This is a genomic window from Parabacteroides johnsonii DSM 18315, from assembly GCF_025151045.1.
Classification (GTDB): Bacteria; Bacteroidota; Bacteroidia; order Bacteroidales; family Tannerellaceae; genus Parabacteroides; species Parabacteroides johnsonii.
In genome coordinates, this window is sequence record NZ_CP102285.1 from 3,911,039 (window position 1) to 3,937,489 (window position 26,451).

Below are 26,451 nucleotides of genomic sequence, written 5' to 3' on the forward strand. Positions count from 1 at the left end.
GAAAAATCTTTTTTGTCTCGGATAATTCTTTCTTAAGTGCCTATTAATTCTGTAATCGGTGCCAGTGATTATATAATCAGTGATTGTGATTATATAATTGCTGGCACTGATTTTATAATCGCAACCACCGATTACAAAATTAATAGGCACTCCGATGTTTTTTTATGCCTATGTAGATAAGTTTTCCAGCAATATTTGCAGATTAACAGAATTTGTTTACCTTTGCAAACGCAATGCGGCTGTGGTGTAATTGGTAGCCACGTCAGACTTAGGATCTGATGCTTCACGGCGTGGGGGTTCGAGTCCCTTCAGCCGCACAAAAGAGTTTGTTCGATTGAGAGCAAGCTCTTTTTTTATTTGCCGGATGTTCCTATCTTTGTATCCTTGTCAAAATAAATAATAAGATGAAATATACCGGAATATATATCCTGTTGACGGTATTGTTGCTACTTGCCGCATGTACCGGAAAGCTGACGGAAGGAAAGGTGGTAACAGTGACGATAGAGCCACAACGTTTCTTTTCTGAAAAGATAGCAGGAGATAAGTTTGCCATCCATTGTGTAGTTCCATCCGGGCAGAGTCCGGAGACGTATGATCCGACTCCAAGGCAAATGGTGCAGATCGGACAGAGTGAAGCGTATCTGCAAATCGGTTATATCGGTTTCGAGCAGGTATGGATGCAGAAGATTCGTGAAAATAATCCCGATTTGAAGATATTCGATGTCTCGCAGGGCATGCAGTTTGTAAAAGAGACGGAGGAAGAGGAGCACCGGCATGAAGGGCATGGTGATGGACATCATCACCATGCGGGCGGTATCGACCCACATATCTGGAGCTCCATCGAAGGGGCAAAGGTTATTGCCTGGAATACGCTGAACGCTTTTATTGAACTGGATAAGGAGAATACGGAGTATTATTGGAAAAATTATAACGATTTGCTGGCGGATATCGATAAGACGGAGGCTGAGATCAAGCGTCTACTCGACCCGTTGACCGACCGTACTTTTATCATCTATCATCCTGCTTTGACTTATTTTGCCGATGAATTCAACCTCGTCCAACTTTGTATCGAGATGGATGGGAAAGAACCTTCACCTGCCCAGTTGAAGCAATTGGTAATGACGGCGAAGGAACACCATACGAAAGTTGTTTTTATCCAGCAGGAGTTCGATCAGAAAAATGCCGAACTGATTGCGAAAGAAACAGGTTGCCGGCTCGTGAAAATCAACCCGCTGGATTATCATTGGAATACGGAACTGATTCATATAGCGAAAGCATTGGCTGATGGAGAAACTGATTGACATAGAACATGTGACGGCCGCCTACGGTAATAAAACCGTATTGCGGGATATCTCTTTGACGGTTTGGAAAGGTGATTTCTTGGGTATTATCGGACCGAACGGAGGAGGGAAGACGACCTTGCTGAAGGTTATACTCGGCTTGTTGCCGCCTGTTTCCGGTATGATCCGCTTTTATGAGGACGGACAGATGGTCCCTTCTCTCCGGATCGGTTATCTTCCTCAGTTGAACAACATTGATAAGAAGTTCCCGATCTCCGTGCGCGAGGTGGTGACTTCGGGGTTGGCTTCAGAAAAGCCGCTGTTCCGTTCTTACAGTGCAAGCCAGAAACAGCGAGTGGAGGAGGTACTTGGAAAAATGGGGTTGGAAGATTTGGCGGGCCGGGCGATCGGCGAGCTGTCCGGCGGACAATTGCAACGTGTGTTGTTGGGACGTTCCATTGTTTCCCGTCCGCAGGTGCTGATCTTAGACGAGCCGAACTCATATGTAGACAAGCGGTTCGAGTCTCATTTCTATAAACTCCTGGATGAGATCAATAAGGAGAGTGCGATCATTCTGGTTTCGCATGATATCGGAACTGTATTGGCGATGGTGAAAAACATTGCTTGTGTAAACGAAACATTACATTACCATCCCGGAGCGGATGTGTCCGAAGAGTGGCTGGGCGAGAAATATGCCTGCCCGATAGAACTGATCGGACATGGAGATCTACCGCATCGGGTTTTGAAAAAACACGAACATGAGTAATCTTTGTTTGATAGGCTTGCCGGAAGTCGGATATATTGCCGGTATCGCTGTTCTTATATTCGGTATTACCGCTGTGAGGCAAAATCCTTTCATCAGTCGTGGACAGAAGATTCTTTGGATACTGACTATTGTCGTTTTGAACTGGATCGGCCTGTTGCTGTATTACTATACCTATTACATTAAGAAGAATTGACAATTGATAATTGACAATTATGAAAAAGATATTGATTACGGGGGCCAGTGGTTTTATTGGTGGTTTCCTGGTGAAGGAGGCGCTTGAACGGGGATATGAAACCTGGGCGGGTGTCCGTTCGACAAGTAGTCGTGCGAATTTGCAGGATAAACGGATTCGTTTTATCGATTTGAAATATTCCGACCGTGAGTCATTGACTGTTCAGTTGGCTGATTTTGTCCGGGAGCATGGCCCTTGGGATTATGTGATCCATAACGCCGGACTGACGAAGACACTTGATAAAAGGAACTTTTATCGTATCAATGCCCAGAATACGGCTAACCTGATCGAGGCGCTTGCCACATCGGGTTGCAAACCGGAGAAATTTCTTCTGATGAGCAGCTTGAGCAGCTACGGGCGTGGAGACGAGAAAACGTTCCGCCCCATCTCTCTGGATGATCCTCAATTGCCTGATACAGACTATGGAAAGAGCAAGCTGGAGGCGGAGAATTATTTGCGGCATCAGTCTTATTTCCCGTATGTGATCCTGCGTCCGACAGGAGTGTATGGGCCGGGCGAGAAAGATTATTTCATGGAGATTAAAAGTATAAAGTCCGGTTTTGATTTTGCTGTCGGTTTTACGCCTCAGCGTATTACTTTTATATATGTAAAGGATCTGGCTACCGTTGCTTTCCTTGCTTTGGAAAATGAGGCTGTCCGGAACCGCCATTATTTTGTGGCGGACGGTGATGTCTATACAGATGAATCGTTCGCCCGGATGATACAGGAAATCCTGCGGAAGAAACATGTTCTGCATGCCCGTATTCCAATGAGACTGGTGCATATAGCCTGCCAAGGGTCTGAATGGATAGGCAAGCTACTGAAGAAGAGTATGACATTGAATACAGATAAATATATAATCCTGAAACAGCGTAACTGGATTTGTGATGTTACGCCGCTTCAGGATGAATTGGGCTTCGTCCCGGCTTACCCGTTACGCCGTGGCCTGGAAGAAAGCATAGAATGGTATAGGAAGGAAGGCTGGCTGTGAGTCAGTCTGCTTTCCTTGTCATCACAATCCCCTCCGTCGAAAGGCTTGGGTTGCCTTTGTAGCTCAACTTGGCGAGTCCGGCAGCTTCCAAATTCAGAGATTGGCTTGCGTATACTTGGAATATTCCGAAACCAGCTACTTCACAAGATACATTCCTGGCTTTCAGGTCGTATGCTTTGATTGTCCCTTTTCCGGCAATCTCGATTGAAACCTTTTGGGCTGTGCCTCCCAGCTCATATCTTCCTGATCCGGCGACCTCGCTATGCAAGGTTCCTACATTCAGTGCTTTTCCTTTGATGGAGGAACTTCCGGCTATGCTTGTAGAAAGTCGGTCTACTAAAACCGAGTCGTTCAGATTGATTTTTCCCGATCCAGCTACTGATATATCCAGCTTTTCCGCTGTGAAAAGACCGTCCAGATTGACCTCGGCCTTACCGGCAAGGTCGATTTCTTTCATTTTGGGGGAGCTTGCATGGATCGTAAATTCAGATGGCCAAATGAACTTATCTTTATAGGTGTCTTTGAGCTTGATGACTAATGTCTTGCCCGATACATATATATTCAGCATATCATATATGTTGAGGTCTGTCGTGACCAAGAGAGTGGATGTTTCTTCTGATTGGTTATAATAGATCTTCCCGGTTGGGCAGGCGATAGACAACTCTTCGTACTCTTCGACGGGTACACTCCTCTCTTCCACTTTTCCGTCTCCTTTGATGATACGGGAACAACCCGACATCACGATAAGGATGCAGGAGAGTGCTAATAAAGATAATTTCATTTTCATATTTATTTTACTTCTTCAACGGTCCCTTTGCCGATGACTTTCTGTTGTACGGCTGTCGGACCTTTATAGCGGATATTCCCTTTTCCTACGATTGTTGCTTTCAGGTTGTTGGTCGGATGGATCTGGGCGGAACCTTTACCTGTGATTTTACAGTTCACTTCGGGCACTGCTATCCCGAAAGCCATGATTTCACCATCAGTCGTGATGTTATAGTCTGCTTCTTCGGCGTTTCCTGCTTTCAGGTTGATCGTGCCGGAGCCGTTAATGCTGCATTCCAGCTTGTCGGTTTTTAGTTCATTCACGACCATATTGGCACTACCGGACACGTTCAGATCGAGCTTGCCGACTTCGACTTTCTGCTTTAGTTGGACGAGACAGTTGGAGTTTGCGTTGATTTTCAACTCGTCACCTGTCAATGGGCTGTTGGCCATGAAATTCGCATTGCCGGAAGCTTTTACTTCTTTCAGCCATTTGGAGTTGGTCTTGACGATGAATTTGGTGAAATGATCGACTTTTGCCCCCTTGAATCCGACGGTAAGAACACGGTCTTTGATGTCGATGTCCACGTACGGGTGCAGGTTTTCATCTACGGTTATTTCGATATGCGGAGTAGACTCCGACTGCTCGTAGTTGAAGTCGATCACCCCGTCGAACTTGATGGCATTGAAGTCGTCGATCGTTATTTTCTTGGTTGAGAGCTTTCCGTTTCCTTTTACATGGTCCGCTGCCTGGGCAGAGAAAAACATTCCTATCAGGAAAACGATCATTAGTAAACCTTTTGTTTTCATGTCTGTCTTCTTTATGTTATACTTATAGACGTGTTTGTCGCACTTAGGTTACAAATGTAGGATGAATTTTATAGAAATGCTAATTCTTTTTGATCGAACCTCCGCCTACGACGCTTTTACTGAGCTCCGGGTTTCCTTCATATCGTATGTGGCCACCACCGGCTATACTGGCATCCAATTGTTCGGATGCGTGTACTTCAATATCGCCACCACCGGCTACGCTACATTCCGCTTTCCGAAGGACACATTCGAAAGCACTGATGTCCCCGCCGCCGGCTACGCTCAGATCCCCTCTTTCGGCCTCTCCTTTGAGGAGGATGGAACCGCTGCCAGCCACGCTGCAATCCAGGTTGTCTACTTTCAGTTTGGTTGCGTTGATGTCTCCTGATCCTGCCACGCTGAAGTTGATTTTGCGTGCTTCCAGCTGCTTATCGAAGTTTATTGTGCTGCTTCCGGCAATACTGATATCCAGTTTATCACCTTTAAGAGGACTTTTGGCGACAAACTCTCCACCTCCTATTGCGTTTATCTCTTTCAGTTCACGGGAGTTGGTTTTTATCTCGCATACGGTCGGTTGGAGATTGAGCCCGTATGATCTTCCGTTCAAGACTTTCTTTTCGTCTTTGGGTTGTATGATCAATTTCTTACCCTTTACTTTTATGTTGAGGTGGGGCAGTATGTTTTCGTCTATCGTTATCTTAAAGGAAGGAGATGCATTGGATTGTTCATATTCGATGTTTACTTTTCCCACATATGAGATTTCATCATAATCGGATATGGAAATTTCTTTTGTGATAATGTTTCCGTTTCCTTTTATTGTATTCTGGGCAAATCCGTTCGTTGCCAGTAACCAGATACAAACCATAAAGAAAAATGCTTTTGTTTTCATGTCTTGTTATATTTTCGTTTGTTTTCTTTTATAGACGAGCAGGGACATATTACGGTTGCATATTTTCTTTACTTTTTTAGGAATTAGTTTTTCTTATATGCTTTACAACACAAATTAGCATTTTAACTATTGACAAATTGGGAAAAGCCCGTATCTTTGCATCGTGGTTTTTTCATAATAGTATTAGATTTAAGGTTAACAAAGTTGGTTAGGGGTTGTCGTGAGACAGCCTTTAATTGTTTATAGGGGTTTCTGTGGTGCAGGAACCTTTTCTATTTCCTGATTGGAAAGATAACCTCCGTCCTTTATCATAATTTGGTGGGTAAAAGTGATGGAATCCCCCTCTTTTAGCAGGATTTGAACTTTTTCCGCTTGTTTATCGAAACACTGTCCTCCTAAGTTATTAATCGCAAACAGGCCGTATCCACGTGCATGCGACCAACCCGGATAATTGGGATTTTCAGGATGGTCTATGAGAGCTATCGATATTTTCTCGTCTTTTATTTTCCCGTTTAAAACAACCCAAGCCGAACGTTTTCCCCAAACATCGTCACCGGTGTCTCCTTCTTTATTTTGATAGATCCCGGAAATGTCGGCTTCAAGATTTCGGTCTAAACGCATACCGAGTAAGCCTTCTTTATTTTCCGTAATGAAAATAGAATCTTTGAAAGCAGTCAGTGTAGTGGTTCGCTGAATACCTCTTTCGTGTGGCTTACCGGTGAATGCGTAGGTGGTTTTTTCTTTTAGTAGAATATATCCATCGTGGTTTGTCCAATCTGCTTCAACTGTAAATTTGTTTTCTTTCTCGTTTATATTCTTGATGCCGGCAAACCGGATAATGCCGTACTGTTCTTTTTTATCATAGGGAATGCGATTCGAATTATTCCAGAAATCCAATCCATTGATATCTCCGAAGCTAAACCATAACCCCATCTGGTGGGGATGGTCTGTCTGTTCATCGGCTTTCGGGCGGGCGGGATAGCCGCGAGTGATTTCGGTACCGGATGCAGTATAGATAGGATAAAGGACTTGTTTATATAAAGTGTCGGAGTAAAGAAATTCTGTAAAGAGAACTTGGTCTATGTATATGCTTATTTTTTGTGAATCGGGCTTCTCTATAAAATGTATGTGTGAATCCTGACCTATTACATAACTGCAATAGGATAGAGAGAAGAGGATAAGTAGAATCAGTTTGTTCATGGAGTAAAAGGAATCAAAATGGGTTAAAAGGAAGAACCAAAATTGCCCTGTCCCGCGTGTGACACGGGGACAGGGCAGTTTGACATCTTCTTTGAATATTTATAAGATACGTTTATACAGCTTCTTTTCCTGTGGTTGGATCGAAGTTAAGTCCGCGATTTTTACAGGTTGTCCGGATGCTATGCTGTTGCGGGCTGCAATTCCGACCAGGCAAGCCAAAGCACCGTCTCGGGTGTTTGCACACTGTTGGAACGGATCGTCAATATTAGGCAAGAATATCTGATCTTTTAATAATGCATCCCCGCCGCCATGTCCGGATGTCCCGAACGGAATCTGGATATATTGCCGCTTATTGAAATTCTTGAATAAAACGATTTCGTCATAATTGGCATCCGATGTCGGTCTGGATTCCTGGATCCAAGCTTCCATGCGGCCTTTTGTTCCGTTGAACGCAATCCGGTAACCTTCGTATGGAGAATAGGTTGTCAATGAATAGGCTACTTGTACACCATTTTTATATTTGATTGTTGCCGCCATCTTGTCGAAGATGCTTACATCCTTTTTGAACACACAACCGTCGCGCAGATAACCGTCGTATTTTTCATTGGCCACATACAATTCCATGTAGTTCTTGTTTTTGGTGATGTCAAAGAAGAATTTGCATTTGTCGGTATGAGGGCATGTACGGCAATTTTCTGCCCGTATGGTTCCATTTTTCCCATAATGGTTGAGATCTCCAAGCGCATACACACTCTCGGGATCACTGTCGATCCACCAGTTTAGGAGGTCGAAATGATGGCTGGCTTTGTGTACCCATAACGAACCGCTGCATTCAACAAGTCTGTGCCAGCGGCGGAAATAGTCGGCTCCGTGTGAAGTGTCCAAGTACCAGTGGAAGTCGACGGAAGTGATATCACCGATTTCTCCGGCACGAAGCAGTTCCCATATTTTTGCCCGGTGAGGGGAATAACGGTAGTTGAACGTGACCCGGCATGTCTTCCCCGTCCGCTTTTCAGCATCCAGAATCGCCTGGATTTTCTTTTCATCGGTCGTCATCGGCTTTTCTGTGATAATATCGGCTCCCAACTCCATTCCCCGGATAATGAATTGGTGGTGTGTGCTGTCCATTGTCGTGACAATCAATACATCCGGCTTTGTCTCGTTCATCATTTTCTCAAAGTCGGTATATGTCGGACAGGAAGTGCCGATGATGCGTTTGCCAGTTTCAACACGTCCTTCGTTTTTATCACAAAGGCCTACGAATTCAAGATAATCAGGATAACTTTTCAGAATGTCCCTTCCCCACATAGATGTCCCTCGGCCTCCTGTCCCGACGAGTGCGATCCGAAGCTTTTTACCTGTCGGTGTTGCAATACCGGCAGCTTCTGCTTTTATGTCAGATAAGGGATTGAGCAAGGCCGTTCCGGCAATCGCTCCTGTTGTTGCAAGAAAATGTCTTCTTGACATTTGGTTTGTTGTGTTATGCATAGTAAATGATATTAAGTGTTTTAAAATTATTTATCATATTCCGGTAGCTGGTGGAATTCGTCTTTATTCGTGACGACATCCACTTCATTCTGAGGAATCGGACGGGTGACATGATAGGCCTTCATTTTATCTTTGACATCTGGATTGTATTTCAATGCGCGTTCCAGCAATTTGCCGGTGCGTTTCAATGTGTACCACCTGAAACCTTCCATACTTAATTCGCGCATATACTCATCAAGGATAAAATCGAGCGTAATCATATCGGGTGTGACTTTCAATGCCTCTTCGTGCCCTTCGGTCAATGCCCTTTTCCGCAATTCCGTAATGACTTTAGCAGCTTCCTCTTTTTGTCCCATATACATGTATAGCTCTGCTTGGGACAAATATACTTCACCTAAACGAAACCAGATAAAATCTTTGTGACCTTTTTCATCTTTTGCAAATTCTCGGGATGAATCCAATAGTTTCAGATTGGTATGGTAGCAGGAGCGTCCGTTCATCGTAGGCTCCCCTGTTTGTAGATTGTACATGTGGTTCAATCCTTCAACAAACAGTTCATGCCCTAATGGATGAGTCTCCCCTCTCCGTCGTCCGGCTGCTACTTCTTCGTCTGTCACAGAGCGGAAATGGCGGATTAGGACTGTGTCGGAGTAAACAGGCTTTTGATTCCAATCTGTCGGGATCCAGCACCAGTATTCTTGTAATGAGCCATAAAGACGCTTATCGTATTCGTTGAAATTTTGAATCATAAATAAGGATGGCATAGTCCAGCGATATTCTCGCCCATAATATAGGGAATGGCTCCATAAGGTTGTGATTGCTTTGTTGTCGACAGCAGATTTGTTGTACCAACCGACACCGTAGCGGTGAAGTCCGTTTTCACCTCCGCCATTATAGGTTTTGTCAGTCGAATATTGTACAGACCAGATAATTTCGTCATTAACCTGATTGTCAACATCGAATATCTGTGTATAATCGTCCAGCAATCTGTAATTATAGTCAGACCGCAACGATTTTGTCAAAGCAAGAGCATCTGTGTAGCAACGCTCTTTTGTGTATCCGGCAGCAGAAATCACATCGTCCGGATAACCGGCCAGCGACATCAATACTTTCATTAAGATGAATTTGCGTATTCCTTCATTCATGCGTCCCCATTGGCTGTTTTGTGGCAGCTTCAATCCGGTAGCGGCAATGTTGAGATCTTCCAGCATTTGTTTGTAGAAAGTTGCAACGCCGGGTTGATATCCAATTGTTTTGACACCGGCAGTACTTTCTGTCGTGAAATGTGCTCCATCTCCATAGGTTTCCGTGATGATCCAGAAATAAAAAGCGCGTAGTGCGTGTGCTTCTGCACGAAGTTCAGCCCGTCTGCTTTCATCTTTGATCTCTGCTGTTTCAATGATCTCGGTTGCCAGGTTCGCAACATTGAGAGAATTATACAATTGTTTCCAGAAATCTCGGTTCCAGCCATTGTTTATCATCTGGGTATCGAAATATTCTCCGAAATAACGCCAGTCATTTCCATTTACGGCAACTAACTGCTCATCTGCTCCCATCGAGCCGAACAGGTAAAGTCTTTCGAGGAAATCGCGGTGCGTATTATATAAACTCAGAACCAACCGTTCACAACCTTCTTCCGTTTCCGAATAGTTGGTGGTGATATTTCCTTTTGGGTCTTCGGAAAGAAAATCGGAACAGGAACATAGGCTGCCTGCATATAATGCGATTATAAAGGTCCAATATTTTAGTTTCATAATTTATTACAGTTTAAAAGTCAATATTTATTCCCATTGTATAAGTTGTCGGAATATTATAGTCAAAATCGGGAGCTTCCGGGCTTACGTCATTTTTACATGCTTTATAGATATATCCGAGATTCCGGACTTGCGCATAAAGCCGTGCACGTAAAATCTTCCAGTTTTTCGGCATTATTTTGCTGAAATCATACCCCAGTGTTATATCTTGGATTTTGATGTAATCTCCCTTCATGTAGCCACCTGTACCGGCAAATGGATCATATCCGCTTAGTTTATCTGCACGGGTATATTCGTTTGTCGGATTGTCGGGTGTCCAGTATTTGAAGTTGGACGGCATCCATCGCAGTCCGTCACGTGTGATTAAGCTGGCATAGGTATTAGGATGGATCAGGCTTCCGAAATTCATGTTCAGATTGATGGATGCATCAAAAGCACCGAAACGGAATGAGTTCAGTAAAGATGCAATGATTTTTGGATCTTTCTGTCCTAATATTACTTTGTCCAGCTCTCCGATCGAACCGTCATTATTTTGATCTTTAACTTTGATGTCTCCAGGGATAGCACCATATTTCTGTGCTTCCTTTTCTTCGCCTAACTGCCATACTCCTATCATCTCATAGTTGTAATGTACTTGCAAAGGTTTGCCTATAAACCATGAATTGTTGCGAATGTCGCCACCTCCCAGCAGTTCCGTGATTTTATTCCAATTGCGGGCAAAAGTTACAGTTGTTTCCCAAGAGAATGATTTAGTCTTCAACGTATTTGCTTGGATATTTAGTTCGATACCTTTATTTTCGGTTTTACCGATATTCTGCCAAACCTTGGAGAAGCCGGTGAAAAATGGCAACGTACGTTCCATTAGCAAATCACTTGTTTTGGTGATATAACCCTCAATGTAACCGGATATACGATTGTTCCACAAGCCGAAATCCACTCCGAAGTTTGCCGTACGCGAAATTTCCCATCCTAAATCTTTATTTGGAATCATAGAAGGCCGATAAGCGAAAAATTTGTTTCCGGCATCCTCTCCAAACAGGTAATCATATTTGCTTAATCCGGCAATCGTCTGGTAAGGATCGATGGCAGAGTTTCCTACAGCTCCGTAGGAGGCTCTTAATTTCAGAGAATTAAGCCATTCTCTTTTTCCGAAGAACTCTTCTTCCGAGATACGCCAGGCAACACCTCCCGATGGGAAAAAGGCCCATTGGTTCCCTGCTGCCAACCGGGATGAACCATCTGTACGCATAGCGATGTTGGCATAGTACTTGCCTTGATAATCCCAACGTGCACGTGCCAGGAAAGATGCCAAAGTCCAATGTTGGTATGAACTTCCGATTTGCAGGTTTTCAGCGGCAGTCCCCAAGTTGTGAAACGATGTCGAAGCCACCGGCTGGTTTTCGCCACTCATGTCTCCTGTCTCTTTCGTATATCCGGTTGCTTCAAAGACTCCGTCCAGAACAAGATGATGCTTACCGAAGTTCTTATCGTAGGAAATGATATCGTTGAAAGTATATTCCACTTCATTCTGATATTTTTTCCCGGCGAGAGGTACTGTGCCTTTCCGCTCATATGAATTTTCTCCAAAGAAATAACCATTCTTTCGGTCAATGATGTTATAGGAGATATTCGCCCTGTTATTCAAATATTTTGAAAAACGGATATTGATATAACCGGTGAGGTATGCCGCGTTTTTAATAAATTCATTCGTATAGTTGTCTTTGCCATAATTGGCTAATACGTTATAGCCGGATGTATTCTGTGGTGCCGGATAATAATTCAGGCTTCCGTCCTCGTTGTAAGGTTTTGCGAGTGGAGTCATGTATTGCAGCTTTTCCTCGAATTTCGTCATACCCTGGCTATTATTTCTTTGTAAGCGGGCGGATAATCCGACTGACACGTATTTATTGATTTCATGGTCGAGATTCAATGTGATATTATATTTGTCTTTGAAATTTATTTTGGAATAACCCTCATCTTTGGTATAGTTTAATCCAAGATGTAATTTGGTTGTTTTATTTCCGGCACTGAGACCAATATAATGACTTTGTGTCTGACCGTTTCGATACAACAAATCGATCCAGTCTGTAAAATCGCGGCTTTTGATGACTGCTAATTCGGCCGGTTCGAATACATCTTCGTCTGCAAATGGCTGATCCCATCCGTTTCTGTACCTATAACCGTCGCGGCGGAACTGAATATATTCGTCTCCGCTTTGCATTTTTACTAAATTAGGTACGCTGATACCGATGTAACCGCTATACGAAATACGGGTTTGCTGCTCTTTCGCTTTCTTCGTCGTGATCAGAATTACCCCGTTTGCCCCTCTCGAACCGTATATGGCTGTACTGGCTGCATCTTTTAATACTTCTATCGACTCTATGTCATTGGTGTTAACAGCTTCCATACGTCCGGGGACTCCGTCTACGATAACCAGCGGATCATTACTCGCATTCAGTGAACGATTGCCACGGATACGGATAGAACCGGATTCGTCAACTTTGGAGGAAGATGTGATGTTCATACCGGCAACTTTTCCTTGTAGGATATCAGTAATATCGGTCGAGGCAATCGCCGAAATCTTATCTCCTTTTACACTGGAGACAGCACCTGTCAAATCGGATTTTTTCATTGTCCCGTATCCGATTACAACGATTTCATCTAAGTTTTCGGAGTCTTCGGCCAAGGTGATGTTAAATATATTTTTTTTGCCGACTTTGATCTCTTGTGACAAATATCCGATATAGGATACCGTAAGGATAGAGTTCTCCGGAACTTCTAATGTAAATCGACCTTCGTGGTCGGAAATATTACCGATGGTAGAACCTTTGACGACGACATTTGCTCCTATTATGGGCTCTCCGTGTTCATCTTTAATGACACCGGATATTTTTTTGTTTTGTTGAGGTAACCCGGTTCCTGCTGATTGGTTTAATACCTCTTTTTTAACAATAATGATATGATTTCCTTTTAGTTCAAAACCAAGACCTTGCCCTTTCAATATGGTTGATAAGACAGATTTGACCGTTTCGTTTTCTACATGAATAGAAACTTTACGGTCGATGTCGACATCTTTTACATCAAACCAGAATGAATAGTTTGTCTGAGCTTTGATTTCAGTGAAAACTTCATTGATTGTCGTGTTATTTACTGTAATGGAGACTCGGGCTTCCTGTGAATATCCTGTAGCTGAGACAGAAAATATTCCAAACAGAAGTAGCAGAATTGATATTTTCATGATATTCAAGACCTTATTCTTGCATATAAGCGGGTATAATTTTCCTATATCCTGGTATTTTTTATACATTTGTATCGGATTTAAAGTTAGTAATCAGAAATTTAAATCTATTCTCGGGATCGGAGAGTGTTGCAGCATTCTCCGGTTCTGTTTTTTTGTTGTACTACTTCATAGGCAAATGATTATTTAAGATTAAACACAAATATGAATTTAATAGACGTCTATGATATTTCCTTTTATCGTATAGGTGAATTTCTCATTAGATGACATGACTTTAAATATTTGTTCGATTGTTTCGTTATTAACGAAGTCGCCAATGAAACAACGTTTTTTGATGGATTCTTTGTGAATGTTTATTTTTACGTTGAAGGTCCTTTCCAATATTTTTGTGATTTGTTCGAAACTTTCCCCGTTGAATATAAACTTGTTATCAATCCATCCGATACAATTTTGGGAGTATCCGGTGTTATGGCAAATGCCGGTTTCTTTTGTCTGTATATTGAAGTGGGCGATATCTTTAGGAACCAATTTCAACATATCCCCATTATTTGTTTCCATTTCGACAGAGCCCCTTAGCAAAGCGACTTTTATTTCTTCGTTATCTTTATAGGCTCTTACATTAAAGCAAGTACCCAATACTTTCACTTTGACTTCTCCTGCGTCGACAATAAAAGGACAGTCTTCATCTTTTGCCACTTCCAAGTAGGCTTCACCTGATAATTTGAGCAGGCGGTTCTTCTTTCCAAAATCGGAGTCATATTGGATTTTTGAACCTGCATTCAGCCAAACTTTCGTCCCGTCTTGTAATGTCAGTTTTGTTTTTGAACCATTGGGAACTGCGATTTCTGACAATCGGATAATATTCTGATCTGAGGAATGAATGTAATATTGATAGGTCAGATAATTGAGGACAATGAATGAGATCAGGATGGCTGCATATGACAACACTTTCTTTAAGGTGAACGATTTCCGTGTGTTTATCGTGCTCTCTGCCCGGACACGTTGTTGAAAGAGCAAAAAAGCACGGTCTGAATCGTATTGTTCTCCTTCGCGGACAACCTCCATTGAATCCCAGAGCTGTTCCATATTTCTGAAATATCGGCTGTTCTCATCAGAAGCATCAATCCATTCCTGCAGGCACAAGTCGGAGTCTTCCGATATCGTCTCTGTCAGCCGGTCGATTATGAGATTTAACCAATGCTCTTTATGTTGATTTTGTGTGTCCATCTTTTCTGCTTGTATAAATAAGACAAGCCGGAAAAGATTTAGGGTAAATGAAAAACGGATTTATTTTCCGAAAGGGAAAAAAATAAGTAGAAACAAGGGTAAATAGTCTTTTAATTCTTCCCGTAAATGAGATAGGGCAGACTTGATGTGATATTTGACTACATTGACGGAAACGTTGACCTCTTGAGCGATCTCTTCATATTTGAGGTTTTCGAAACGGCTCAGGCAGAATATGCGCCGGGTAAGTGCGGGTAAATTGTTTATGCAGTTATTTATTTTGACGTCGAGTTCTTTTTCTATCAGGTTGGACAGTGGATAGCCATGTTGTTCCTCGTAATGGATCTGTTCCTTTTCCAACAGATTCCCGATATGGGAACGGACATCTTCTCTTTTGTTCAGTTGGGCAAGATAATTCAGGCACCGGTTACGGACAGCCTTAATCAGATAACTGCGTAACGAAAGGTTGATGTCTATTTCTTTCCGGTTTTTCCATAGGGCAAAAATGACATCGCTTACAATCATCTCTGCGGTGAAAGTATCATCTACATATTCTTTCGCGATGATACAAAGTATTTTGTATTGCCGATCGTATATGTATTTGTATGCTTCTTCGTAGCCCGCTTTCAGGCCTTCGATGATTTCATATTCGGTATTCATTTCATATTTTTTATATGGATCGTTATTTCGGTTGGATTGAGAATGAAAGTTTTTGTAGACAGCCAAAAAAACAGTGGGCTGTTGCCTATACTTTGTCAGGTATCGCCAGAAACCTCTACCACATAGACAAGCAAACCCACTGATATAGCGATTGCTTGTGCTTCGTGGTGGTCAAAACTGGCGATTTCGACAAAGTGAAGCACTTTTAACTTTTCTCAAATAGTTCCTCCGAACATTGCAAATATATGGAATTTTGGAGCATTGACAAAGGTCGAATGAATATCTTTGGGGAGGCTATCAATGCTTTTTTATCGGGAGTATTCCGCTATTCGCCGGGATTTAGCTGCTACTGGCCGCTTTTCTGTTGTGTAAGCGATTGTGTGAGGGTAGTTTTGCAACAAATTAAAAATGTACGAGTATGAGAACGAATCAACAAGGGGATTTTGTCAGAGGTGGTTGTCCCAGCCACAGTAAACTGAATACGGTTGTAACGGCTGCTGTGTTTATCATAGTAGGTCTGTTGTTTCTTGGGCGGAATTTCGGGGTAATAGACTCTGACCTGTTCGATATCCTGGTTTCCTGGCAGATGCTGCTGATCGTGGTCGGCGTTGTCAATCTGATTAAACGGCATTTCTTCGGGGGAATGATAATGATTGCCATAGGAACTTATTTTCTGTTGCCGGAGATAAGCGGGGTAGAGAGCGAATGGATCGGGATGTTCTGGCCGGTATTGCTTATTTTGGTGGGAATCATGATTCTTTTTAAACCGAAACGTCACCGCTTTAATGGCCATTGGGATGGTAGAAGGCCGGAGTATGTAAAGGAAGTATATAGCTCTGAAGACGGTTTTGTCGTATCGGACAACACTTTCGGATCGGTTCAGCAGATTGTCCTGGACCCGGTGTTCAGGGGGGCACGGATTAGAAATGTGTTTGGCGGAACTGTCCTGGATTTACGGCGGAGCAAACTGGCCGCTCCCCGGACATTTATAGATATTGACTGTTCTTTTGGAGGGGTTGAGATTTATTTGCCGTCGGACTGGAATTTGCAGACGCAGATCGATGCATTTATCGGAGGATGTGACGATAAACGTTATAATTCGTCTGTGGAGATAGACAAGGAACACGCTTTGATCGTGAGGGGAAAAGTTTCTTTCGGAGGTATCGAGTTTAAAAGTTGATTTATGCGGACGCATCCATTTATAGAGTCAGTCATCAATCGCGTGGTGGGGATTTCCTTGGCGGTTGTGGTCTGGATGATGTATTCATGGCTCCTGTTCTGTTATGGAGGAGAGGGGATATGGATGGCCTGTCTGGATGGTCTGGTTTCTGTCGGATTATTGGCTGTCGCCGGTTTCCTGTACGGGTATGTTGACGGAACTATCCATGCATGGCAAATACAAATTGCATTGGCGGTATTGGTTCAGGCGATCAGTTTGGCAGGAGCCTTTGAGTTACAAGTTTTTTTGGAACAGGGAAATGCCGGTGACTTTATGGATAGTGTTTCCCTCCGCCTGGTATTGGGTATATTATGCTGGATTATCCTGTTGCAATGGTATCGGATTAACCGGGCCGATGAACCGGATTTAGAGGAGATATCCGGGACCGAGCTAGGTAAGGGACAAGAAGAGGCGATTCCCGTAGATGAGACTTTTCTGGATCGCGTATCGGTAAAAGACGGTTCTCGCATTCATATTATCCATCTCGAAGAACTCTTATACATGCAAGCCGGAGGTGATTATGTGACGCTTTTTACTCCGGGAGGCCAGTATGTGAAGGAACAGACGATGAAATATTTTGAGACACATCTTCCGCCTGCTCTGTTTGTGCGGATTCACCGTTCTTGCATTGTCAATACCGAACAGATTTTACGAGTGGAGCTGTTCGGGAAAGAGAATTACCAGGTCCGTTTGAAAAGCGGAGTTTGTTTGCGGGCAAGTAATGCCGGTTATAAGCTCTTGAAAGAGCGTCTTTCTCTTTAAAAAAGAGAGGCTAAAATGTTAATTTTAGCAGAATTTGATGTCATTGTATAAAGTTTTGCCCTTTGTAACACTTTTTACCGCAAAGCTCTTCCGGGCTTAACATATATTGTCTGTAAAAGGCTTGACAAACGGACTTAGCGCATGTATCTTTGCATTGTGGTTTTTTCATAATAGTATTAGATTTAAGGTTAACAAAGTTGGTTAGGGGTTGTCGTGAGACAGCCTTTAATTGTTTATGGGGGGAAGCTTTTCCCCTTTTTATTTTTGGATCATACCGAAATCCTGAGGGATTAAAATATAATCATCTCCTAAAGTATCTATTGCATCTTCCTATAATCCTCCTGATAGTATTCAAGTATTTATTATAATCCCCGATAGTGTAAAAATAACTCCAGATAAATTTGTTTTGTATAAAATAAAAGCGTTCCTTCGTGCTGTCACTCATTTTCAGAGAGATTATAGGTATAGAGTGAACAAAAACAAAGGAGCCTTGACTGTGCAATGGGTATAGCTTGACAACTTTCAGGTCAAGCTTTTTTTGTAACAGTATATAACGACAAGAAATATAAATATCCCAAACCTTAACTATTAGAAAGAGCGTGTTGCCTCTATATTAGAGGGACACGCTTTTTTTAATAAGTTATGTTGCAGTTCTTTTATTTAGCCCGGTTATGTACGTATAAAGAGATACCTATATCCATAGAGAATTAATTATGCATAAATATTGGTGAGTCTGAATAAGAAAAAATATCCCTCACGCCTCTCAGCTGTGCTTTAAAAGCTTTGATTTTAGAATTGAAGGACTCACTCGCAGCATTGGTGGAGCGTCTTTTAAAAAAGCCAACAATATTCAAGTAATGTGTTTGTATGGTTCTGGCAACAGTGCCAAAAGACAGGAAACCGGATTTGTCCACCTGATCATACCAATGCGCCAAACGCGTCAAGGCAATATCTGCCGATTGTGCCTGATGATATATCAACCCTAACCTTATGCTTAAGTAATAGGTCTTCTTGATATCGGGATATTCCCGGAAAAGGATTTTAGCTCTTTTTCTTTGGCTCTCCGACCACAGTTCAGTTTTTTTGAACAAAAGATAGCGGCTTCTGGCCAACAGCTGTTTTCGACTGTCCCCATTCTCAAATGTTTCAGTAACAAAAGGCTGTCCTGATGCTTTAGCGTATGTGATCTCGACCATTTCTTTATCCAAGGCTTCCCATCGTGCCTTTATCCGCATTTCCTGAACGGCTTCAAAAGCTAACTTTTGAACATGAAAACGGTCGATAACCAGCTTGGCAGCCGGGAAACAGAGACGGGCTATCCGGGCCATATTGGGTGCCATGTCCAATGTTATTTCCCGAACTTGAAACCGCCTGCGACGGGAAAGTTTGAGTATAACTTGGGATACCTTTTCTACGGATGTCCCTTTGATCATGGCGATGATAGTGCCTTTTCTTCCTTTGGCCTCTTTGTTAATCAGGATTGTATACAGTTCTCCCGACGACAGTGCCATTTCGTCCAGCCCGACGTAGGGTCCAATGTTTTTCTCGAAGAGAATCCATTCTTCGGCATGGGCACGTTGCTCCCAATTCCTGAAATGACTCAGATGATTCTTATATTGGGACTCCAACAGTTTGGCTTCCATTCCGTAATGATCCGCCCAAAGACTAATGCTAAGAGCGTGAGAGTCGATCCAATGCTTTTAAAAAAGACGCAAATTCAGTCGTTATTTACGTTCCTTCTGCCACTAATTTCCAATTGCGGCTTACATATTTGCCAGTACTGTGATTGAACCATCTTCGTTTTTTGATAAACAACAGGCAGCTACGCCCACGCATCGGATAATCCTGCATCCTGACTTGCTCATAAAAGCCCTTGCTTTCCAAGTTATTGGTTGCATATTCTTTAGGATGTATATTCTTCTCTTCAAAGTATATTTCTACCCTATCCGACTTTTCTTTGAAATCAGACAACTCAAAATAATCAAACATTCCCTCCGGAAAGATAAAACGAAGAAATTGATCGTAACTCATCTCTTTTATTTTTTTACTGCCACTAAGATACGATTTTTCCCCTCAGGATTTCGGGATGATCCTTATTTTTCATATGACAGGTCTTGTTATGTTTTGGCTTCACCATCTTCTGAAACATTTTTGATTATCAATGTGTATAAGGGTGAAGGTGAGCATCGGGACTGCCTTCACCCTGTTTCGTCCTGATCCTTTCGCAACCCGTATCGTTTCCAAAACAGCCGATATCAAACAGGCCCTTGTATTGGGGGTACACGGCCCGGTCGGGGGCTGGTGGTGTTGATAGACAGGCAGTCGCTTTCACAATAAAAAAATGACAATATCCTCCTTAAATCGCAAAAGGATACTATATGATTGATTATTAATTGATTAACAAAACTGTTGTTTCTTAAAAAATATTACCCTTGCGGGTAATTTGCAAAAAGTGGGGTAGAAAATCAAAATAAATGCTATAGTGTTTCGATTTAGACTAATGGATACTTGAACAAACCGTACAATAAGGTCCAATGTTATGATAAGCCCGTATGAGGCAGATGACGATGTTATGAATTTAACGTATCGTTAACGGCCTTACTTAATCATTTTTGGATAAGGTTGCTTTTTTGTCTTTTATATTTGTCGGTTCCTCTTTTAATTTTTTGAGGATAGGGGAGAGCATATTTATTTCTATAGTCCAGTATCTGTCAGGCTGTCAGTGATTGGTGAAGGTGATTTGTGGATTATGGTGAAAAAGCAAACAGATAGTGTGCAGTCAATCTTCGTTTGTTTAAAAAGAACATGTATCTTTATCTTCAAATAATTGGAATGTGATGGAATTACGAACAGAGAATGTGACACGCTATATCATGCCTCTTCGGGAAGGCGGGTCTTTGCCGGCATTGGCGGAAGCTGATGACGAGTTTAAATATGTCGTGAAGTTTCGCGGGGCAGGCCACGGGACGAAAGCGCTGATTGCCGAACTGGTTGGCGGCGAGATAGCTCGTGCACTTGGTTTCCGGGTTCCCGAACTGGTCTTTCTGAATCTGGACGAGGCTTTCGGGCGTACCGAAGGTGATGAGGAAATCCAGGATTTGCTGCAGGGTAGCCGGGGATTGAACCTCGGGCTGCATTTTCTGTCGGGAGCTCTTACCTTCGACCCGGTAGTGACGAAGGTCGGGGCTGAATTGGCATCCCGCATCGTGTGGTTGGACGCATTCCTGACCAATGTAGACCGCACATTCCGGAATACTAATATGCTGATATGGCATAAGGAACTGTGGCTGATCGATCATGGCGCTTCGCTTTATTTCCATTATTCATGGGTGAATTGGCAAAAGCATGCCGTAAGTCCGTTCGTGCAGATCAAAGATCATGTGCTGTTGCCCGAAGCTTCCGGGCTGGAGGAGGCGAATGCCGATATGAGACGTCTGCTGACGGAGGAAAAAATTCGGGAGATCGTGGCTTTGATTCCCGACGACTGGTTGCATTGGAGCGAAAGCCCCGGTATGCCTCAAGAGATAAGAGAGATTTATATCCGGTTCTTATGTGAGAGACTGGCACATTCCGAAACATTTATAAAAGAAGCACAAGATGCAAGGAAAGCACTTATATGAATATGCCGTTATCCGTCTGGTCCCCAGGGTAGAGCGTGAGGAGTTCTTCAATGTGGGAATTATTCTGTTCTCGAAAAGAGCGAAGTATATCAAGGCGCTCTATAAGGTAGATGAGGACAAGTTGAATCTGTTTTCTTCCGAGTTGGACCGTGAATCGTTGTTTGCCAATCTGCATGTTTTCGATAAAATCTGCTCAGGTACGAAAGAGGGCGGTCCTATCGCCGCTCTGGACATCCCAGAACGGTTCCGCTGGCTGACGGCCGTGCGGAGCGCATCTATCCAGACTTCGCGTCCGCATCCGGGCTTCTCCGACGACTTGGACCGAACGTTGGAGATACTGTTCAGGGAATTGGTTCTGTAACATTATTGTAATTGATAGTAAACAGCGGTTTAATACTCCGGTTGTTTCTTTGCAGTGGTTTTAATAGGTAAAAATATATTTGTTTTAACACAAAAAGGACAATCATGGAGATTAAGAGTAGAGTGACCCGGCTTGCGGGTTTACTATGTGTCGCAAGTGCATTACAGGGATTTCCTGTAATCAGTTCCACCAATCCGGGCGGAATCATAAGCGTAACCCAGCAGGGAACGTATCATCTGACAGGCACGATTGTGGATGGATACGGAGAACCCGTTATCGGAGCCAATATAGTGGAAAAGGGAACGACTAACGGGACGGTGACCGATATTGACGGGAAGTTTTCGCTGGAAGTAGCCCCTGACGCTGTGTTAACCATCTCTTTTATCGGATATATTCCGAAAGAAATCACACTGAAAGGAGAGAAGGAGCTGAAAGTGGTCTTGATGGAAGATACGCAGACGTTGGACGAAGTGGTCGTGGTCGGCTACGGCACGCAGAAAAAAGTGAACCTTACCGGAGCCGTCGAGCAGGTGACCAGCGAAGTGTTTGACAATCGTTCCGTTCCCAACGTGACACAGGCCCTGCAAGGTTCAATCCCCAACCTGAATATCCAATTGACCGACGGCAAGCCGACCCGCTCGGCAAGTTATAATGTCCGCGGTACGACTTCGATCGGACAGGGGGGTAGTGCGCTGGTCCTGATCGACGGTGTGGAAGGCGATCCCTCGATGTTGAACCCGAACGATATCGCCAGCGTGTCTGTCCTGAAAGATGCCGCCTCGGCTGCCATCTATGGGGCACGTGGTACTTTCGGTGTCGTGCTGATCACCACGAAAGAGCCGACTAAAGACAAGACTTCCATTACCTATTCCGGCAACTTCGCCATGCAGAAACCGGTGACGGTTCCCGACTTTGTGACCGATGGATACGAATATGCCAGCCACTTCTATGAAGCTTATCATGCGTGGAACAACTATTCGGCTGATCCCAAGAACATAAACAAGACGCAGGAATTTTCCCTCGGCTGGCTGGAAGACTTCAAGAACCGGAAGGAGCAGGGCATCACTGACGAGGTGACGGTCGATGCTACCGGCAAATATGTCTACTACGGCAACGAAGACTATTATGACGCTCTGTACAAGAAGACGACTTTTGCACAGGATCACAACTTGTCGGTGACCGGTAACAACGGGAAGCTGAACTACTACGTTTCCGGGCGTTTCTATGGCTACGACGGTTTGTTCCGCTATAATACCGACGATTATAAGATGATGAACCTGCGTGCGAAAGGTTCCGTGCAGGTGTTCGACTGGTTGAAGATCGAGAACAACATGGATTTCTCCAATATGGATTACCATAACCCGATCAACGTCGGCGAAGGCGGTTCCATCTGGCGTAATATTTCCGATGAAGGTCATCCGACTTCGCCCATCTTCAATCCCGACGGCAGCCTGACTTTCTCTGCCGCTTATTCGGTCGGTGACTTTATCTATGGCAAGAACGGCATCGATACCAATAACAAGGTGTTGAAGAATACGACCGGCTTTACGGCTTCTTTCCTGGAAAACAAGTTGCACGTACGGGGCGACTTCACGTTCCGCAATACGGACGAGGGGCAGACGCAACGCCGCGTACCGGTCCCCTACAGTACTTACGAAGGGCAGACAGTCGAACTGAGCACTAAATACAACGACTTGAAGGAGAGTAATATGCGGACCGAATACATTGCGACCAACCTGTATGCCGACTACGAGGAGACATTTGGCGATGCGCATTATTTCAAGGGGATGATCGGTTACAACTATGAACAGTCTACTTATAAGAGTACATATGTGCAACGTAATGGTTTGCTGCTCGACGATTCGGAAAACATCAATCTGGCGTTGGGAGATGCGATCACTACATCGGGAGGTTATAACAGATGGCGTGTGGCAGGCGGCTTTTTCCGTTTGAACTATGCATTCAAGGATCGCTACCTGTTGGAGGTGAACGGGCGCTATGACGGTTCTTCCAAATTTCCGACTGATCAGCAATGGGCGTTCTTCCCTTCCGTTTCCGGTGGATGGCGCGTGTCGGAAGAGGCGTTCTGGAAGGTGAACCCGGAGCTGTTCTCCAATCTGAAAATACGTGCTTCATACGGTTCGTTAGGGAATGGTAATGTTTCTCCCTACAGCTTCCTCGAACTGTTGAGCATCAGCACTTCTGATCGTGTTCTGAACGGTTTGAAGAACAAATACACGAGTGCTCCGGCCGTCATGCCCGACGGACTGACCTGGGAAACGGCTACGACGACCGACGTCGGACTGGACTTCGGCATGCTGAACAACCGTTTGCAGTTCAATGGCGACTATTACATCCGTAAGACAACGGATATGTACACGGTCGGCAAAACGCTTCCCGACGTGTTCGGTGCCTCTTCTCCCAAAGGCAACTATGCCGATATGACGACCAAAGGATGGGAAATCACGCTGACTTGGCGCGACCAGTTCACATTGGCGGAGAAACCGTTCAACTACGAGATCCGCGGTACGTTGTCCGACTATATCTCGACCATCGACCGCTATAACAACCAGACGGGTAACCTGAACGACTATTATGCCGGCAAGCGTGTCGGTGAAATCTGGGGATATGTGACTGAAGGCTTGTTCAAGGATCAGGCCGATATCGACAGCCATGCCGACCAGACATTGATACAGTCTTCCTCCCAGCGTGTTACCTATCCGGGCGACGTGAAGATCAAAGACTTGAACGGCGACCACGTGATCGACTACGGCAACAACACGCTGAAAGACCACGGCGACAAGACCGTGATCGGAAATACATTGCCTCGCTATGCGTACAGCATCAATCTATCCGGCGACTGGAACAACTTCTTCCTTTCCGCTTTCTTCCAGGGTGTGGGGAAACAGGACTGGTATCCTAGTTCGGAATGTATTTTCTGGGGACAGTATAATCGCCCGTACAATAACATGCCTACTTGGCATCAGGGCAATTATTGGACGGAAGACAATACGGATGCTTACCTGCCCCGCTATGCCGGCTATAATGCTTCTCTGAAGTCTACGCCGCAGACCCGCTACTTGCAGAATGTCGCTTATATCCGTCTGAAGAACCTGCAATTCGGCTATACTTTGCCGCAGCCGATCATCTCGAAAGCCAAGTTGCAGAACGTAAGGGTTTACATCTCTGCAGAGAACCTCTGGTGCTGGTCCCCGCTCTACAAGCATACGCGCGACCTCGACGTGACGAATATCTATGGGTCCGATCCCGACCTGACGGATGCCGATATGTCTTCCGGACTGAACGGGAACCGTGGTAGCGGTGACGGAAACAGCTATCCGCAGATGAAGAGTGTGAGTTTAGGTTTATCAGTAACATTTTAATTAAAGAACTATCAACGACATGAAACGGATTATATATTCTTTTGTATCTGCCTGTTTACTTCTTTCTTCCTGCTCGATGGACGAGATACCGCAGGCCTCGGTGGACAAGGACACGGTTTTCAGGACGGAGAAAGGGCTGGAAACATATTCCTATTCTTTCTACAATATGCTCCCTTCCGTCAGTGACGGTTTCCGTCAGGATGCGATGTGCGACTATGGGGCGGTGACCAGTTTCGACAATTTTATCCGCGAAGGGGCTTACTCGGCTGAGTTGAGCAGCGGGTGGTCGTGGGGTGATCTGCGCAATATCAACTATTTTATCGAGAACTGTACGAACGAGGCGGTCGATGAGTCTGTCCGTAACAACTATATCGGCCTGGCCCGCTTTTTCCGCGCCTATTTCTATTACGAGATGGTGGTGCGTTTCGGTGATGTGCCCTGGATAGACCGCACGTTAGGTGTGGACGACGAGTTGTTGTATGCTGGCCGAGATTCCCGTACGACGGTAATGGATCATGTGCTGGAAGACCTGGACTTTGCTTGCGAGAATATTTCAAGAACGAAGGACGAAACCGGTTCATTGGTGACAAAATGGGTGGCATACGCATTGAAGTCCCGTATCTGCCTTTTCGAAGCATCTTTCCGCAAGTATCATACGGAGTTGGGATTGACTGACTCGGTCGACGAATGGTACCAGGAGGCTGTCCGTGCAGCCGAAACGGTTATGAAAGAAAGTGGGCACTCCATTTATACAGGTGAGGGTACGGATGCCTCTTTCCGCTCGCTGTTTATCAGTGATAAGCCGGTGACCAGCGAAGTGATGCTGGCGAGCTGCGCCGATGCCGGGCTGGCAGTATTGGGCGAGGCTAACTGGTGGTGGACTTCGGGCACGTATGGGGCGCGTTTCAGCATGATCCGCACGTTTGTCAACACGTTCCTGAATACGGATGGGACACCGTTTACGGACCGGGCTGGCTACGAGACGATGGAGTTCTACGACGAATGCCAAAACCGCGATGCCCGTCTTGCCCAGACGATCCGCACACCGGGGTATGAACGCGACGGAGCACCTGCCGCCCCTAACTTCAACGGTTATTCCTATACGGGCTACCAACCGATCAAATATACGTTGGATGATACCAAATATGATGCTGGTGCTTTGAACACGAATGCGATCCCGTTGTTCCGTTATGCCGAAGTCCTGCTGAACTATGCCGAGGCAAAGGCTGAGTTGGGGACGCTGACGGATGCGGACTGGGCGAATACGGTCGGTGTGCTGCGTGCACGTGCCGGTATCACCGGCGGCCTTTCTGCCAAGCCAACTAAGGTGGATGCTTATTTCCAGCAGAACTATTTTCCGAATATCTCTGATCCGGTCATCCTCGAAGTGCGCCGCGAGCGTTCCATCGAATTGGCTCTGGAGGGTTTCCGCTTCACCGACCTGAAACGTTGGAAACGTGGCGAGCTGATGACGATGCGTTGGACCGGCATTTATGTTCCCGCCTTGAATGTCCAGATGGACCTTGATAAGGACGGTACGCCGGACGTGATCTTCTACAAGGGAGAGAAACCGACCGGGCTGCCTGCTTCCTGTACGCCTGTTTCGGTAGGAGAGGGTACGCAGCAGGGATTGACCGGAGCGACTTCGGGCAATCTGACTTGGTCGGACAATGATCCGCGCGTCTGGTACGATGATGGACGTCAATATTATTACCCGATTCCTCAATCGGCAATCAACAATGCGACATTACCGGATGGTACGACTAATTTGAAACAGAATCCGGGTTGGTAAATGTTTAATCAATAAAT

The 26,451-nt window shown here is 44.5% G+C and carries 21 protein-coding genes, 1 tRNA gene and 1 pseudogene; 12 read left to right on the forward strand and 11 right to left on the reverse strand.

Features of this window, described 5'->3' with window-relative positions:
* Window positions 1-235: 235 nt before the first annotated feature.
* The 5 genes from NQ564_RS16015 (at window position 236) to NQ564_RS16035 (ending at window position 3,269) form a co-directional block, all read left to right on the forward strand.
* Window positions 236-317 (forward strand) — tRNA-Leu (locus tag NQ564_RS16015).
* A gap of 87 nt (window positions 318-404) precedes the next feature.
* The gene (locus NQ564_RS16020) at window positions 405-1,301 is read left to right on the forward strand and encodes a metal ABC transporter solute-binding protein, Zn/Mn family (RefSeq protein ID WP_008146905.1); all 897 of its coding nucleotides are present in this window, start codon (window positions 405-407) and stop codon (window positions 1,299-1,301) included.
* The gene (locus NQ564_RS16025; protein WP_008146907.1) at window positions 1,285-2,046 is read left to right on the forward strand and encodes a metal ABC transporter ATP-binding protein; all 762 of its coding nucleotides are present in this window, start codon (window positions 1,285-1,287) and stop codon (window positions 2,044-2,046) included. The genes NQ564_RS16020 and NQ564_RS16025 overlap by 17 nt, the downstream gene beginning before the upstream one ends.
* On the forward strand, window positions 2,039-2,239 hold the full coding sequence (locus tag NQ564_RS16030) for a PLDc N-terminal domain-containing protein (RefSeq protein ID WP_005645287.1): 201 nt from the start codon (window positions 2,039-2,041) through the stop codon (window positions 2,237-2,239). The genes NQ564_RS16025 and NQ564_RS16030 overlap by 8 nt, the downstream gene beginning before the upstream one ends.
* Window positions 2,240-2,258: 19 nt before the next feature.
* Window positions 2,259-3,269: an NAD-dependent epimerase/dehydratase family protein gene (locus NQ564_RS16035; RefSeq protein ID WP_008146908.1), complete on the forward strand. Its 1,011-nt coding sequence runs from the start codon at window positions 2,259-2,261 to the stop codon at window positions 3,267-3,269.
* Between the two features lies 1 nt (window position 3,270).
* On the opposite strand, the gene NQ564_RS16040 is transcribed toward NQ564_RS16035, so the two are convergent.
* The 9 genes from NQ564_RS16040 to NQ564_RS16080 form a co-directional block, all read right to left on the reverse strand.
* Window positions 3,271-4,050, reverse strand: coding sequence for a head GIN domain-containing protein (locus NQ564_RS16040; protein WP_129650236.1), 780 nt, complete (start codon window positions 4,048-4,050; stop codon window positions 3,271-3,273).
* Window positions 4,051-4,058: 8 nt separating this feature from the next.
* A complete protein-coding gene (locus tag NQ564_RS16045) occupies window positions 4,059-4,844 on the reverse strand; it encodes a head GIN domain-containing protein (RefSeq protein ID WP_008146910.1) in 786 nt (261 codons plus the stop codon).
* Between the two features lie 79 nt (window positions 4,845-4,923).
* Window positions 4,924-5,733, reverse strand: a complete 810-nt coding sequence (locus NQ564_RS16050; RefSeq protein ID WP_008146911.1) for a head GIN domain-containing protein — start codon at window positions 5,731-5,733, stop codon at window positions 4,924-4,926.
* 240 nt (window positions 5,734-5,973) lie between these two features.
* Entirely contained in the window at window positions 5,974-6,933 is a 960-nt protein-coding gene (locus NQ564_RS16055; RefSeq protein ID WP_008146912.1) for a DUF6807 domain-containing protein, read from the reverse strand.
* A gap of 99 nt (window positions 6,934-7,032) precedes the next feature.
* Window positions 7,033-8,421 (reverse strand): Gfo/Idh/MocA family protein, encoded by a 1,389-nt coding sequence (locus NQ564_RS16060; RefSeq protein WP_008146914.1) that lies wholly within the window; start codon window positions 8,419-8,421, stop codon window positions 7,033-7,035.
* Between the two features lie 26 nt (window positions 8,422-8,447).
* Complete coding sequence (locus NQ564_RS16065) at window positions 8,448-10,175, reverse strand: RagB/SusD family nutrient uptake outer membrane protein (RefSeq protein ID WP_008146915.1); 1,728 nt, start codon at window positions 10,173-10,175, stop codon at window positions 8,448-8,450.
* Window positions 10,176-10,188: 13 nt separating this feature from the next.
* Window positions 10,189-13,413, reverse strand: a complete 3,225-nt coding sequence (locus NQ564_RS16070) for a TonB-dependent receptor (RefSeq protein WP_227963174.1) — start codon at window positions 13,411-13,413, stop codon at window positions 10,189-10,191.
* 210 nt (window positions 13,414-13,623) lie between these two features.
* Window positions 13,624-14,640 (reverse strand): FecR family protein, encoded by a 1,017-nt coding sequence (locus NQ564_RS16075; RefSeq protein ID WP_008146919.1) that lies wholly within the window; start codon window positions 14,638-14,640, stop codon window positions 13,624-13,626.
* Between the two features lie 60 nt (window positions 14,641-14,700).
* Window positions 14,701-15,297, reverse strand: a complete 597-nt coding sequence (locus NQ564_RS16080) for an RNA polymerase sigma-70 factor (protein ID WP_008146920.1) — start codon at window positions 15,295-15,297, stop codon at window positions 14,701-14,703.
* Window positions 15,298-15,715: 418 nt separating this feature from the next.
* Between NQ564_RS16080 and NQ564_RS16085 the strand changes: the two genes are divergently transcribed.
* Entirely contained in the window at window positions 15,716-16,477 is a 762-nt protein-coding gene (locus tag NQ564_RS16085) for a LiaF transmembrane domain-containing protein (protein ID WP_008146922.1), read from the forward strand.
* Between the two features lie 3 nt (window positions 16,478-16,480).
* Window positions 16,481-17,278 carry a LytR/AlgR family response regulator transcription factor gene (locus NQ564_RS16090; RefSeq protein ID WP_008146924.1) on the forward strand — a complete coding sequence of 266 codons (798 nt, stop codon included), beginning with the start codon at window positions 16,481-16,483 and terminating at the stop codon, window positions 17,276-17,278.
* A 711-nt stretch (window positions 17,279-17,989) separates the two neighbouring features.
* On the opposite strand, the pseudogene NQ564_RS16095 reads toward NQ564_RS16090, so the two are convergent.
* Window positions 17,990-18,921, reverse strand: a pseudogene (locus NQ564_RS16095) (ISAon1 family transposase).
* Between the two features lie 85 nt (window positions 18,922-19,006).
* Window positions 19,007-19,309 (reverse strand): ISAon1 family transposase N-terminal region protein, encoded by a 303-nt coding sequence (locus NQ564_RS16100; RefSeq protein ID WP_129650239.1) that lies wholly within the window; start codon window positions 19,307-19,309, stop codon window positions 19,007-19,009.
* Between the two features lie 142 nt (window positions 19,310-19,451).
* On the opposite strand from NQ564_RS16100, the gene NQ564_RS16105 reads away from it, so the two are divergent.
* The 5 genes from NQ564_RS16105 (at window position 19,452) to NQ564_RS16125 (ending at window position 26,434) form a co-directional block, all read left to right on the forward strand.
* Window positions 19,452-19,589 (forward strand): hypothetical protein, encoded by a 138-nt coding sequence (locus tag NQ564_RS16105; RefSeq protein ID WP_157632028.1) that lies wholly within the window; start codon window positions 19,452-19,454, stop codon window positions 19,587-19,589.
* 526 nt (window positions 19,590-20,115) lie between these two features.
* The gene (locus tag NQ564_RS16110) at window positions 20,116-20,898 is read left to right on the forward strand and encodes a HipA family kinase (RefSeq protein WP_008146928.1); all 783 of its coding nucleotides are present in this window, start codon (window positions 20,116-20,118) and stop codon (window positions 20,896-20,898) included.
* Window positions 20,876-21,259, forward strand: a complete 384-nt coding sequence (locus tag NQ564_RS16115; protein WP_008146929.1) for a DUF3037 domain-containing protein — start codon at window positions 20,876-20,878, stop codon at window positions 21,257-21,259. Before NQ564_RS16110 ends, NQ564_RS16115 begins: the two co-directional genes overlap by 23 nt.
* Before the next feature lie 104 nt (window positions 21,260-21,363).
* A complete protein-coding gene (locus NQ564_RS16120) occupies window positions 21,364-24,642 on the forward strand; it encodes a SusC/RagA family TonB-linked outer membrane protein (protein ID WP_008146930.1) in 3,279 nt (1,092 codons plus the stop codon).
* Between the two features lie 19 nt (window positions 24,643-24,661).
* Entirely contained in the window at window positions 24,662-26,434 is a 1,773-nt protein-coding gene (locus NQ564_RS16125) for a RagB/SusD family nutrient uptake outer membrane protein (RefSeq protein WP_039848003.1), read from the forward strand.
* Window positions 26,435-26,451 lie beyond the last annotated feature (17 nt).